The following is a 14408-nucleotide window of genomic DNA, read 5'->3' as shown; positions in this document are numbered from 1 at the left end:
GAGTAGAGGACGAAGGCGGTGAGGGGTTGGTCGAGGGTGGCCTGGTGCAGGTTCCAGCTGGTGTCGATCTTTGCTTTGAGGACGGTGTCGAGCTGGTCCGNNGTGAGNNNGGCCAGGGTGGCGTCGTGCAGGATGCCGGCGGTGTGNANGACGGCGGTGAGNGGTCGGTNGCTCGGGATGGTCTCGATGAGGGCCCGGGCGGCGGCGGGGTCGGTCNGGTCGGCAGCGNNGATCTGGACGTCGGCGCCGAGTGCGGTGAGTTCGGCGGCGAGGTTGTCGGCGCCGGGGGCGGCCGGGCCGCGGCGGCTGGCCAGGAGCAGGTGGCGGATGCCGTGGTGGGTGACGAGGTGGCGGGCGGCCAGGGCGCCGAGGGTGCCGGTGCCGCCGGTGACGAGCACCGTCCCCGCGGGATCCAGCGGGCGCCCGGGCCGCTCGCCGGCCGGGGGCCGCACCAGTCGGGGGACCAGGACGGCGCCGTCGCGGACCGCGAACTGGTTCTCGCCTCCCACCGCGACGGCGTCGGTGATCCGCCGCAGCCCCTCGCCCAGTTCCGCGTCGCCCAGTTCGGCATCACCGAGTTCGGCGCCGCCCAGGTCGAGCAGGACGAACCGGCCCGGGTGCTCGCTCTGGGCGGTGCGGACCAGCCCCCAGCTCGGGGACTGCGCCAGATCGATCCGGTCCCCCGTCGCCGCGGCGACGGCGCCCTGGGTGACCACCAGTACGCGGGTCACATCGGGGCCGTCCTCGATGGCGAGTACGTCCCGCAGCGCGGCCAACGTCGCCGCGACGCCCGCGCGCACGGCACCCGGTTCGGGGTCCGCGCCGGGCGTCGGCGCCGGGGCGGTCTCCCGATAGGCCTCCGCCGCCACGCCGGCGCCCGCCAGCAGGCCGGCGAGCCGCGCGCTCTGCCGGCCGATCACCAGCCAGCGCTCCTGACCAGCCGTGCCTCCGGCGGCACCCGCCGCCCCTGGAGTGGTGCCAGCCGCGCCGGAGGCCGCAAGCTCGTCCCATCGCAGGGTGAACAGCGCCTCCGCGGGGGATGTCGACGATCCGCCGGCCGCGAGGGCCTCCGGGTGGACCGTCCGCACGGACAGCGCCCGGACGGAGACGACCGGCTGCCCGGTGTCGTCCGTGACGAGCAGGCTCACCGCGCCGCGGCCCGCGTCCGCCGGAGCGGGCGAGAGCCGGGCGCGCAGCGCCCGTGGACCGGGCCGGTGCAGGGTCACCCCGGTCCACGCGAACGGCAGCCGGATTCCCTCCTCGGGCCGGGAGCCGTGTCCGTCTCCCGGCTGGTGGCCGGCGTCCGGCCGGGACGCGAGCGGATGCAGGGCCGCGTCGAGCAGCGCGGGATGGACACCGAACGACTCGGCGTCGGCGGGCTCGCCGTCCGGCAGTGCGACCTCGGCGAACGTCTCGGTTCCGCGGCGCCAGGCGGCCCGCAGGCCCTGGAAGGCCGGGCCGTAGTCGAGTCCGGTCGCGGCGAGCGCGTCGTACAGCCCGTCCAGGTCCACCGGCTCGGCGGCCGGCGGCGGCCAGCTGCCCGCCAGCTCCGCGAAACCCGGGTCGGGGGTGCCCGGACCGCCCGCCACGGTGAGGACAGCGGTGGCGTGCAGGCGCCACCCCGGCCGATCGGGCTCGTCCCCGCCGGGGGTTCCGGGGCCGGCAACCGGCCGGCTGTGCACGGTGAGCGCCCGCGACCCGGACGGATCCGGGCCGCCGACCTCGATCTGGACGTCCAGTGTGCCCTCGGTGGGCAGGGCCAGCGGTTCCCGCAGCGTCAGCTCCTCGACCAGCGGGGTGTCCGTGTGCGCGGCGGCGTGCAGGACCAGGTCGAGCAGGCCGGTGCCCGGCACCAGCACCAGACCGGCGACGACGTGATCGGCGAGCCACGGGTGGGTGGCGGTGGAGAGCCGGCCGGTGAGGACCAGCCGGTCGCCGTCGGCGAGCGGTACCGCCGCGCCGAGCAGCGGGTGCGTCACCGGCGTGAGCCCGAGCTCGGATGCCTCCGCCGCGGCGCCCGCGCCAGCGGGCAGCCAGTAGGTCCGACGCTGGAAGGCATAGGTCGGCAGGGCCCCGGCGAGGAGGGTGCTGTCGGCCGCGGGGCCGGCCAGCACGGCGCGCCAGTCCACCGGGTGACCGTGGACGTGGAGCGCGGCGAGTGCGGCCAGCAGGGTTTCGGCACCGTCACGGCCGCGGCGCAGCGCCGGGACGGTGAGGGGCGCGGGCTGTGAGCTTTCGCCGCCGGCCGTGTCGTCGGTGAGGCTGGCCTGGGCGAGGCCGGTGAGGGTGCTGTCCGGTCCCAGCTCCAGCCAGGTCGTCACGCCGAGTGCGTGCAGCGCGCGGACGCCCTGGTGGAAGCGGACGGCGTCGCGGACATGCCGGACCCAGTAGCCGGGGGTGGTGATCTCGGCCGGGTCGGCCGGAGCGCCGGTCAGGTTCGAGATGATCGGGATGGTGGGCGCGGAGTAGCTCAGGGTGGCGGCGAACGCGGCGAAGTCGTCGAGCATCCCGTCCATGTGCGGGGAGTGGAACGCGTGGCTGACGGTCAGTTCACGGGTGCGCCGCCCCGCTTCGCCGAGCCGGGTGGCGATCAGCCGGGCCGGCTCGGCGTCCCCGGAGATGACCGTGGCGGACGGGCCGTTGACCGCGGCGATGCCCACCTCGGCCCCGGGGGCGAGATCGGCGAGAACCGCCAGCACCTCGGCCTCCGGCGCGGCCACCGCGACCATCGCGCCGCCGGCCGGGAGGTCCTGCATCAGGCGGGCGCGGGCGGCGACCAGCCGGGCCGCGTCGTCGAGGGTGAGCACCCCGGCGACGTGGGCGGCGGTGAGCTCGCCGATCGAGTGGCCGATGAGGTGGTCCGCGGCGACGCCGGCGGAGCGCACCAGCTCGTGCAGCGCCACCTCGAAGGCGAACAGGCCGGTCTGCGCGTAGACCGTCTGGTGGATCAGCGCGGCCGTCGCCGCCTCGGTCGCCGGGTCGGCGTGCAGGACCTCCCGCAACGTCGGCCACGACGGGGTGCCTGGCGGGGCGCTGCGCGCGGGGATGTCCGTGAGCGCGGCGTCGAGGCGCGCGGTCACGGCGTCCAGCGTCACCGCGAACCGGGGGTACGCCGCGTACAGCTCGCGGATCATCCCGGGCCGCTGGCTGCCCTGGCCGGTGAACAGGAACGCCGTCTGGCCGGCGCCGGCCGCGGGCACGGTCCCACGGGTCAGCGCCGCGTCCGTCTCTCCCCTGGCCAGTGCGCTCAGCGCGCGCCGCAGCGTGACCTCGTCCGCGCCGACGAGCACCGCTCGCTCCTCGAGCGTGGCCCGCGCGGTCGCCAGCGCGTACCCGACGGTCCGCGGGTCGAGGCCGTCCCGTCCGCCGCCGCGCGCCGGGTCGAGGTGATCGTCGAGGAAGGCCTGGAGGCGGCTCGCCTGTTCCGCGAGTGCCCCCGCCGAGCGCGCGGACAGCAGCCACGCGAGCGGACGGCCGCTCGCGGCGGCCGGGGTCACAGCGGCCGGGGTCACCGCGGCGGCGGGGGCGACGGCCGCGGGTTCGGGCTGGTCGGGGGCCTGTTCGAGGATGACGTGGGCGTTGGTGCCGCTGATGCCGAAGGCGGAGACCGCGGCGCGGCGGGGCCGGTCGACCTCGGGCCAGGGGCGGGGGTCGGTGAGCAGTTCGACGTGNCCGCTGGTCCAGTCGACGTGGTGGCTGGGTTGGTCGATGTGCAGGGTGGCGGGCAGGACGCCGTGGTGCAGCGCGCTGATCATTTTGATGAGGCCGGCGGCGCCGGCGGCGGCCTGGGTGTGGCCGATGTTGGATTTGATGGAGCCGAGGTAGAGCGGCCGGTCGGCCGGCCGTTCCTGCCCGTAGGCGGTGAGCAGGGCCTGCGCCTCGATGGGGTCGCCGAGGGTGGTGCCGGTGCCGTGGGCCTCGACGGCGTCGACGTCGGCGGGCGTGAGCCCGGCGTTGGTGAGGGCGGTGCGGATCAGACGTTGTTGGGACGGGCCGTTCGGTGCGGTGAGGCCGTTGGAGGCGCCGTCCTGGTTGATGGCTGAGCCGCGGATGACGGCGAGGATCTGGTGGCCGTTGGCGCGGGCGTCGGAGAGGCGTTCGAGCAGGAGCAGGCCGGCGCCCTCGCCCCAGCCGGTGCCGTCGGCGGCGTCGGCGAAGGCCTTGCAGCGGCCGTCGGGGGCGAGGCCCCGCTGCCGGCTGAACTCCGTGAAGATCCCCGGACTGCCGATGACGGTGACCCCGCCGGCCAGCGCCAGCGTGCACTCGCCGTTGCGCAGCGCCTGCGCGGCGAGGTGCACGGCGACCAGGGAGGAGGAGCAGGCGGTGTCGATCGTGACCGCGGGGCCTTCGAGGCCGAAGCTGTAGGCCACCCGGCCGGAGGCGACGCTCGTCGTGCTGCCGGCGAGGAAGTAGCCCTCGTACCCGGCGGGCATCGCGAGTGCCCGCGGGCCGTAGTCCTGCGAGATGACCCCGGCGAAGACGCCGGTGCGGCTGCCGCGCAGGGAGGTCGGGTCGATCCCGGCCCGTTCGAGGGTCTCCCAGGCGACCTCCAGCAGCAGCCGCTGCTGCGGGTCGGTGGCGGCGGCCTCGCGCGGTGAGATGCCGAAGAACTCGGCGTCGAAGTCACCGGCGTCGTGCAGGAACCCGCCGTGGCGGGCGTAACTGCGCAGCGGCACGCCGGGCTCCGGGTCGTACAGGCCGTCGAGGTCCCAGCCGCGGTTCGTCGGGAACCCGGTGATCGCGTCCCGGCCGGACACCAGCAGGTCCCACAGGTCCTCGGGCGAGGCCACCCCGCCCGGGAACCGGCAGCCGATGGCCACGACGGCGATCGGCTCGTCCGCGTCGCCCGCCGCGCGGGACGTCCCGCGGCCCCCGGCGGCCGCCGCCGGCTCCGACCCGTCCGGGCTGACCAGCCCGTCCAGCTCGGAGCGCAGGAAACCGGCGAGGGCGGCGGGAGTCGGGTAGTCGAACACCAGGGTCGTCGGGAGGGTCAGCGCGGTCTGCGCGCCGAGCCGGTTGCGCAGCTCGACACCGGCGAGCGAGTCGAACCCGAGGCTGCTGAAGGCCCGGTCCGGCGGGACGGCGCCCCCGCTCGGATGGTTGAGGATCGCCGCGACCGCGGACCGGACCAGATCGAGCAGGATGCGGTCGCGCTCGGCGTCGTTCGCCGCCGCGAGGCGGCGGGCCAGCGCACCGTCCCGGCGGCGGGAGCCGCGGCGTGCGGCGGCGGCCGGGACGAGGGAGCGCAGGATCGCCGGGAAGGGTTCGCCCGAGGCCTCGCCGCCGCGGGCCCGGGCGGCCAGCGCCGGCAGGTCGAGCCCGGCCGGGACGAGCGTGGCCCGGCCGCTGGCGAGCGCGGCGTCGAGGAGGGCCAGGCCCTCCTCGACGCTGATCGGCAGCACGCCGTAGCGGCTGATCCTCGACCGGTCGGCGGCGCTCAGTGCCGCGTCCATGCCGTCGTCGGTGTCCCAGAGTCCCCAGGCGAGGCTGGTGGCGGGGAGTCCGGCGGTGTGGCGGTGGTGGGCGAGGGCGTCGAGGTAGGTGTTGGCGGCGGCGTAGTTGGCCTGGCCGGGGGTGCCGAGGGTGCCGGCGAGGGAGGAGTAGAGGACGAAGGCGGTGAGGGGTTGGTCGAGGCTGGCCTGGTGCAGGTTCCAGGCCGCGTCGATCTTCGGCTGGAGGACGGTGTGCAGCTGGGCGGGCGTCAGGGCCCCCAGCGTGGCGTCGTGCAGCACGCCCGCGGTGTGGACGACAGCCGTGAGCGGGTGCGCGGCGGGGACGTCCGCGACCAGTCGGCGTGCGGCCGCCGGTTCGGTGAGGTCCGCGGCGACGATCCGGACCTGCGCGCCCAGCGCGGTGAGCTCGGCGGCGAGGTCGTCGGCGCCGGGGGCGGCCGGGCCGCGGCGGCTGACCAGGAGCAGGTGGCGGACGTCGTGGCGGGTGACGAGGTGGCGGGCGGTGAGCGCGCCGAGGGTCCCGGTGCCGCCGGTGACCAGCACCGTCCCCGCGGGGTCCGGCACCGTCCCCGCCGGGTCCGGCACCGTCCCCGCGGGGTCGGGCGGGCTGGGGACGGCGGTCAGCCGGGGTACGAGCACGGCACCGCCGCGGACCGCGAGCTGCGGCTCGTCCGCCCCGAGCCCGAGCGCCAGCGCGGCCCGCACGGCGCTGTCGGTCCCGGCGGGCTCGGTCCTGGCGGGCTCGGTCCCGGCGGGATCAGGCGAGCCATCCAGGTCTAGCAGGACGAACCGGCCGGGCTGCTCCGCCTGCGCCGACCGGAGCAGCCCCCACAGCGGCGCATGCGTCAGATCCACGCTTAGGCCGTCACCATCCGGGACGGTGCTCGTGGGGGCGCCGGGTGCGGCCCGGCGGGTGACGACGACCAGCCGGGCGGCGGTGAGGTGCTCCTCGGCCAGAAACGCCCGCACCAGCTCCAGCGCGCGCTCGGCCGCCAGGTGCGCCGCCCGCGGGCCGTCATCGGCCGGATCGCCGCCGGCCGGATCGCCGCCGGCCGGACTGCCGTCGGTGGGAGCGGCGGCGAAGCCGACGACGACCTGGCCGGGCGCCGCGGCCCCGTCCGCGAGTGCCTCCCGCAGCGCGGCGAGATCCGGGTGACCGGTGACGGGCTGCTGCCAGCCCCCCTCGCCCGCGGTCAGTCCCAGCACGTCCGTGCCGAGCACCGCCCACGGCCCGGTCTCGGTGGACGTCCGCGCCGCCTCGCCCGGGGCGGGCGGGGCGACCCAGTCCGTCCGGTACAGCGGACGCCGGCCGGTCGCGGCCGCGGTCGCGCGCAGCGCGTCCGCCGCGAACGGCCCGACCGTGAGCCGGTCGGCGGCGGCGACGGGCACGCCGTCCGCGTCCTGGATCATCAGGGTGTAGCTCCGCGCCTGCGCGGCCGGCGTCGAGGGCGCGGAGGGCGTGCCCGGCACCGGGTCGGTCGTGGTCCCGTCACCGGCGGGGTCCGCCAGGCGGCGCAGCCGGACCCGCAGGGTGTCCGCTCCGGGCGCGAGCAGGCGCAGGCCGGTCAGGGCCACGAGATCACCCGCCCGGTCCAGCCCGGTCAGCAGGGGGTGGAGCGCGGTGTCCAGCAGCGTGGGGTGCAGGCCGTACCCGGTGGTCGCGTCCTCGCCGGGGGCACCGGTCTCCGGCTCCCGCACGGCGCCGATCTCCGCGTACCAGGTGTCCGCACCCGCCCACACCGAACGCAGGCCGCCGAACGAGGCCCCCAGGCCGTAACCGAGGGCGGCGAGCCGCTCGTACAGTTCGTCCACGTCGACGGGGGTGGCGTCCCGCGGCGGCCAGTCCGGCGCGTCGCCGGCCGGACTGGCCGTGAGGTCGGCTGCCGCGTCGCCGGTCAGATCGGCGGCGGGGGAGACGGTGATCGCCGTCGCGTGGGTTCGCCAGCCCGGCGTGGTGATGTCGTCGCTCTCGCCCGCAGCCGCCGGGCGGCTGTGCACGCGGACCACGCGCCGGCCGGACTCGTCCGGGTGCGCCAGGCTCACCTGCAGGTCCACCGACCCGGTGGCCGGCAGCACGAGCGGGGTCTCGGCGGAGAACGACTCCAGCCGGGCCGCGGCGGCGGTAGCGCCGGCGCCCGCGACGTGCAGGGCCAGGTCGACCAGGGCCGCCGCCGGTACCGTGACGACCCCGGCCACCACGTGGTCCGCGAGCCAGGGCTGTTCACCGGCGGACAGCCGGCCGGTGAACAGGACACCGTCGGTGTCGGCGAGCGTGGTGGTCGCGCCCAGCAGCGGATGGCCGGCGGCGCGCAGGCCGAGCCGGCCGACGTCGCCGCCGTCCGCCGGGGGGTCCAGCCAGTAGCGGCGGTGCTGGAAGGCGTAGGTCGGCAGCTCGAACACGGCACCGGACCGGCCGGCGAACAGCGGTGTCAGATCCACCCGGTCGCCGCGGACGTGCAGCTCCGCCAGCGCGGTGACCACGCCGATCACCTCGTCCCGGCCACGGCGCGCGGCCGCGACGAGGAGTGGATCGGCACCGGCACCGGCACTGTCGCCGGCACCGGTACCGGCCTCCAGCGTGGCGCGGGTCAGCGCGGTGAGCGTGGCGTCCGGCCCCAGCTCGAGGAACGTCGTGACGCCGAGACCGCGCAGCGTTTCGACGCCCTGGTGGAACCGCACGGCCTCGCGGATGTGGCGCACCCAGTACGCGGGGGTCGCGATCCGCGCCGGCTCCGCGGGCACGCCGGTCACGTTGGAGACGACGGGAATGGTCGGCGCCGCGTAGTCGACGGTCGCCGCGACGGCGGCGAAGGCATCCAGGACGGCGTCGGTGTGCGGGGAGTGGAACGCGCCGGAGACCGCCAGCCGGCGGGTCCGCCCGCCGCGGTCCAGCCAGGCCCGCTCGACCTCCGCGAGGGCGGCGGCGTCCCCGGAGACGACGGTGGACGTCGGCGTGTTCGTCGCGGCGACCGCGAGCCGGTCGGCGCGGCCGGTCAGCAACGCGGCCACGTCCGGCTCGGCGCCGTCGAACGAGGCCATCGCGCCGTCGGCGGGCAGCGTCTGCATCAGCCGGGCGCGGGCGGCGACCAGGCGCGCGGCGTCGTCGAGGGTGAACACGCCGGCCAGATGGGCGGCGGTGATCTCCCCCAGGGAATGGCCGGCGAGGTAGTCGGCCCGCACGCCGTGCGCGGTCACCAGCCGGTACAGGGCCACCTCGAAGGCGAACAGCGCCGGCTGCGTGTAGAGCGTCTGGTGGACGAGCGCCGCCGTGTCGCCGTCCGGGTCCGCGGTCAGTACCTCGCGCAGGGACGGCCGGAGCACGCCGGCCGGGCCCGCGTCCTGGCCCGGGTCCTGCCCCAGGTGCGTGTCGAGGGCCGTGATCGCGGCCTCGAACGCCTCGGCGAAGACGGGGAACGCGGCGGCCAGCCGGCGACCCATACCCGGGCGCTGGCTGCCCTGGCCGGTGAACAGCAGCGCCGTCTTCCCGGGCCGGCGTGCGGTTCCGGTCACGACCGCGCCGGCGGTGTCGGTTCCGCCGGCGTCCGGGCCCGCGGTGTCGCGGGCGAACGTGCGCAGGCGGTCGGCGGCCGCGCCGAGGTCCGCCGCGACGATCACAGCCCGGTGCTCCAGGTGGGCCCGCGAGGTGGCCAGCGCGAACCCGACATCCCGGGCATCCAGCGCGTCGCGGCCGGCCGCGCCGAGCTCGCCGCCGGCCGCGGGCAGGGCGTCGAGGCGGTCGGCCAGCGCCGCGGCCTGGGGTCCGAGTGCCTCCGCGGTGCGGGCGGACAGCGCCCACGCGACCGGCCCGGCGCCGGGTACGGTGCCGTTCCCGCTGTTCCCGCTGTTCGCGCTGTTCGCGCCGGCCGTGCCCGCCCCCTCGGCCGGTTCGGGCTGGTCGGGGGCCTGTTCGAGGATGACGTGGGCGTTGGTGCCGCTGATGCCGAAGGCGGAGACGGCGGCGCGGCGGGGCCGGTCGACCTCGGGCCAGGGGCGGGGGTCGGTGAGCAGTTCGACGTGGCCGCTGGTCCAGTCGACGTGGTGGCTGGGCTGGTCGACGTGCAGGGTGGCGGGCAGGCTGCCGTGCTGGATCGCCTGGACCATCTTGATGATGCCCGCGACACCCGCCGCGGCCTGCGAGTGGCCGATGTTCGACTTCACCGAGCCGAGGTAGAGCGGCCGGTCGGCCGGCCGCTCCTGCCCGTAGGCGGCGAGCAGGGCCTGCGCCTCGATGGGGTCGCCGAGGGTGGTGCCGGTGCCGTGCGCCTCCACCGCGTCGACGTCCGCCGGGCCGAGCCGGGCGGAGGCGAGCGCGGCCCGGATGACCCGCTGCTGGGACGGGCCGTTCGGCGCGGTGAGCTGGCTGGAGGCGCCGTCCTGGTTGACCGCCGAACCGCGCAGGACGCCGAGGACGCGGTGGCCGTTCGCGCGGGCGTCGGAGAGCTTCTCCAGCAGGAGCAGGCCGGCGCCCTCGCCCCAGCCGGTGCCGTCGGCGGCGTCGGCGAAGGCCTTGCAGCGGCCGTCGGGGGAGAGGCCCCGCTGCCGGCTGAACTCGACGAACACCGCCGGGCTCGCGAGCACCGTCACCCCGCCGGCGAGAGCCAGCGAGCATTCCCCGGCGCGCAGCGCCTGCATGGCCAGGTGGACGGCGACCAGCGAGGACGAGCAGGCGGTGTCGACGGTGACCGCCGGGCCTTCCAGCCCGAAGCTGTAGGAGACCCGCCCGGAGGCGACACTGCCCGCGCTCCCGCTGCCGAGGTACCCCTCGAACCCGCTGGGTGCCCGGTGCAGCAGCCGGCCGCCGTAGTCGCCGTACATGACCCCGGCGAAGACGCCGGTGCGGCTGCCGCGCAGCGCGACCGGGTCGAGGCCGGCCCGTTCGAACGTCTCCCAGGCGACCTCCAGCAGCAGCCGCTGCTGCGGGTCGGTGGCGGCCGCCTCCCGCGGCGACATCCCGAAGAACTCGGCGTCGAACTCCGCCGCGTCCGCCAGGAACCCGCCGGTACGGGCATAGGACGTCCCGGTGTGGTCGGGGTCCGGGTGGTAGAGGGTGTCGACGTCCCAGCCGCGGTCGGTCGGGAACGGGCTGATCGCGTCGGTGCCGGCCGACACCAGCCGCCACAGGTCCTCGGGTGAGCGCACCCCGCCGGGGTAGCGGCAGGCCATCCCGACGATCGCCACGGGCTCCACCCGCCCGGCCTCGACCTCCTGCAGGCGCTGCCGGGTGCGGGCGAGGTCCGCGGTGACCCTCTTCAGGAAGTCCCGCAGTTTCGCTTCGTTCGCCACGTCAACAGGTCCCTTCAGGAGATGCCGAGATCGGACTCGATGAACTCGAAGATCTCGTCATCGGTCGCTTCGTCGAGCCGGTCGGTGAAGGACTCCGGGTCGGCGGAGGAGGAGTAATCGATCGTGAGATGGCCGTCGGCGGCGCCGACCTGGGCGAGGAGCGCCTGGAGCCGGCCGGCCAGGCGGGCCCGGGCCTCGGGATCGGCCGAGACCACCGGGATGACCGCCTCCAGCCGGGTCAGCTCGGCCGCGTACAGGCCGTCGCCGGGCGATCCGACATCCGCCGCCAGCGCCTCGTACAGATGGGTGGCGAGGGCCAGCGGGGTCGGGTGGTCGAAGATGACGGTGGCGGACAGCCGCAGACCGGTGCGCTGGCCCAGCTGGTTGCGCAGCTCGAGCGCGGTGAGCGAGTCCAGGCCCAGGTTGGAGAAACCCCGGTCGACCGGGACGGCGTCCACAGCGGGGTGCCCGAGCACCGCGGCGGTCAGCTCCCGCACCACGGTGAGCACCCGCTCCTCGCGGTCCTCCTCCGCCAGGGCGGCGAGCTCGTCCACCAGTGTCGTGGCCAGCCGCGGGCCGGCGCCCTGCCCGGCCGCCGCGCGGTGCGGTGCGGCGGCCGGCACGAGTCCGCGCAGGATGGCCGGCAGCCCCCCGCCGGTGCTCCCGCCCGCCGCGCCGCCGGCCGGCCCGACCGGGGTGGTGCCGGCGGCCCGCGCCCTGAGCGCGGCGAGGTCGAAGCGGGCCGGGACGAGTACCGGCTGTGCTGACCGCAGCGCCGCGTCGAGTAGCCCGAGCCCCTCGTCGACGCCGATCGGATGTACTCCGAGCCGCGCGATGCGGGACCGGTCGGCGGCGCTCAGTGCCGCGTCCATGCCGTCGTCGGTGGCCCAGAGTCCCCAGGCGAGGCTGGTGGCGGGGAGTCCGGCGGTGTGGCGGTGGTGGGCGAGGGCGTCGAGGTAGGTGTTGGCGGCGGCGTAGTTGGCCTGGCCGGGGGTGCCGAGGGTGCCGGCGAGGGAGGAGTAGAGGACGAAGGCGGTGAGGGGTTGGTCGAGGCTGGCCTGGTGCAGGTTCCAAGCCGCGGTGATCTTGGGCTGGAGGACGGCGTCGAGCTGCTCGGCGGTGAGGCCGGTCAGCGTGGCGTCCCGCAGGACGCCCGCGGTGTGGATGACGGCGGTGAGCGGCCGCTCGGCGGGGATCGTGTCGATGAGTGCCCGGGTCGCCACCGGGTCGGTCAGGTCCGCGGCGACGATCCGGGCCTGCGCGCCCAGCGCGGTGAGATCGGCGGCGAGGTCGTCGGCGCCGGGGGCGGCCGGGCCGCGGCGGCTGACCAACAGCAGGTTCCGGGCGCCGTGCGCCACCACCAGGTGCCGGGCGGTGAGCGCGCCGAGGGTGCCCGTGCCGCCGGTGACGAGCACCGTCCCCGCCGGCTCCAGGGCGCGGACCGGAGGGCTTCCGGGCACCGCGGCGTCCGGCGGGAGCGCGAGGTCGGTGGCGGTGACGCGGGCCAGCCGCGGGAGGTAGCCCCGGCCGGCGCGCAGGACGACCTGGGGCTCGTCCGCCCGCAGCGCCCGCAGCACGACCCCGGGCACGGCCAGGTGCGAGGCCAGCGCCCGGTCGCAGTCCACGAGCAGGAAGCGGCCCGGGTACTCGGCCTGGGCCGAGCGCACCAGCCCCCACACACCGGAGCGGTGGAGGTCGTCGGGACCGGCGTCGCCGGGCAGGTCCGTCCCGATCGCACCCTGGGTGATCAGCACCAGCGACGAGCCGGCCAGCCGCTCGTCGGCGAGCCAGGCGCGCAGCAGCGCGAGGGCCTCCCGCACGGCCGTGCGCGCCGCCGCGGCGGCGTCGGGTTCCGCCGCGGCCTCGGCCGCGATCACCGGTACCAGGGCGATGTCCGGGACCTCGTCGCCGTCGTCCAGCGCGGCCCGCAGCGCGGCGAGATCCGGGTACATCCGCACGTCGGCGGGGGACGCGCCGAGCGGTGTCCCGCCCACCGCGGCAGCGGATGTCACCTCGCCGCCGTGGGTACCGGCCTCGTCGGCGGGTGCGTCGACCCGCAGCGGCTCGGTGCCGACGAAGGCCCACGACCGGGCCTCGGGCGGCACCCCGTCCGGCAGCTCCTGCCAGGTCGTCCGGAACAGGGACCGGTGCGCGTCCCCGGCGGTCCCCACCAGTGCGTGCGGGTCCACCGGACGGACCGTGAGGGCCTCGACGACCGTCAGCGGCCGGCCCGCCTCGTCCAGGAGGTCGACGCCGACCGTGCGCGGGTCGCCGTCGGTGGTCGTGAGGACCACCCGCAGCGGGCCCACCGGCACGGGCGCGTGCGTGCTCACCCCGCTCCAGCCGACGGGAACGGTGACTGTGCCGTCACCGCCCTCGTCGAGCGCGATGGTGTGCAGCGCCGCGTCCAGCAGCGCCGGATGCAGCAGGAAGCCGGTCTGGGCGGTCGCCAGCTGCTCGGGCGGGCTGATCTCGGCGAAGACGGTCTCGCCGGCGCGCCACGCCGCCCGCAGGCCGCCGAACGCCGGGCCGTAGCCGTAACCGGCGTCCGCGAGCCGGGCGTAGAGGTCGTCGAGATCGATCCGGGTGGCGTCCGCCGGCGGCCAGACCGCCAGGCCGGCGGCCACGCCGCTGGGCACCCCGGCGCCCGGACCGCTGGCGGCATCCAGCCCGAACGTGCTGGCGGCGGCGTCGGTCGACGTCACCGTGCCCGAGGCGTGCCGCCGCCACCCACCGCCCGTGCCCGTGCCGCCCGTGCCCGCGGTGTCGGCGTCGGCGTGGTCCGGCCGGGTGTGGATGGTCAGTGTGCGCCGGTCGGATCCCTCCTCGCCGGTCAACGCGACCTGGAGGTGCACCGCCCCGGTCGGCGGCACGACGATGGGTGCCTCCAGCGTCAGATGCTCGACCTGCGGGTAGCCGGCGATCGTGCCGGCGCCGCGGGCCAGTTCCAGCAGCGCCGTCCCGGGTACCAGCACCGTCCCGGCGATCGCGTGGTCGGCCAGCCAGGGCTGGGCCCGCAGCGAGAGGCTGCCGGTGAACAGGGTGGAGACGCCGTCCGGCAGGGACACGGCCGCGGCCAGCAGCGGATGCCCGGTGGCGGTGAGTCCCGCCCCGGCGAGGTCGCCGGGGCCGGCGGGGACGTCCAGCCAGTACCGCCGGCGTTGGAACGGGTAGGTCGGCAGCGGCCGCCGCCCGGCCGCCGGCAGGACCGCCGCCCAGCGCACCGCCTGGCCGCGGACGTGCAGCTGGGCGAGGGCGATGAGCAACGCGGCGACTTCGTCCCGCCCGCGGCGTTGTGTTCCGACGACCCGGCCCGCGTGGACGGCCGCTCCCGGGTCGGTGCCCGCGCCGGCCTCGTGTTCGAGGGTCGCGAGGGTGAGGGCGGTGAGGGTGCTGTCGGGCCCGATTTCGAGGTAGGTGGTGGTGCCGAGGGTGTGGAGGGTCTGGATGCTCTGGTGGAAGCGGACGGTGCCGCGGAGGTGGCGGGTCCAGTAGTGGGGGGTGGTGATGTCGGTGGGGTTGGCGGTGGTGCCGGTGAGGTTGGAGATGATCGGGATGGTGGGGGGTGTGTAGGTGATGGTGGTGGCGATGGCGGTGAAGTCGTCGAGGAGTGGGTCGGTGTGGGGGGAGTGGAAGGCGCCGGAGACGGTGAGTCGGCGGGTGCGGATACCC

3 protein-coding genes and 2 pseudogenes are annotated in these 14408 nt (G+C 76.7%); all 5 read right to left on the bottom strand.

What is annotated here, in order from left to right; all coding sequences use genetic code 11:
- A partial coding sequence (locus tag UG55_RS48310; protein ID WP_396231026.1) for a KR domain-containing protein occupies nt 1-100 on the bottom strand: 100 nt, incomplete at both ends.
- Between the two features lie 70 nt (nt 101-170).
- Nucleotides 171-216 (bottom strand): annotated as a pseudogene (locus tag UG55_RS48305) (hypothetical protein); the annotation flags it as partial.
- A gap of 14 nt (nt 217-230) precedes the next feature.
- Nucleotides 231-3671: pseudogene (locus UG55_RS48300) on the bottom strand (acyltransferase domain-containing protein); the annotation flags it as partial.
- 1 nt (nt 3672) lies between these two features.
- Nucleotides 3673-10736 (bottom strand): SDR family NAD(P)-dependent oxidoreductase (locus tag UG55_RS44125; protein WP_396231025.1); only part of this gene is annotated, 7064 nt, incomplete at its 3' end.
- A 14-nt stretch (nt 10737-10750) separates the two neighbouring features.
- Nucleotides 10751-14408, bottom strand: a 3658-nt coding sequence (locus UG55_RS25975) for an SDR family NAD(P)-dependent oxidoreductase (RefSeq protein ID WP_128423200.1), incomplete at its 5' end; no start/stop codon positions are given.

It is taken from the genome of Frankia sp. EI5c, from assembly GCF_001636565.1.
Lineage (GTDB): Bacteria > Actinomycetota > Actinomycetes > Frankiales > Frankiaceae > Parafrankia.
The sequence above is the reverse complement of the archived record's forward strand: the minus strand, read 5'-3'. Positions and strand labels throughout refer to the sequence as shown.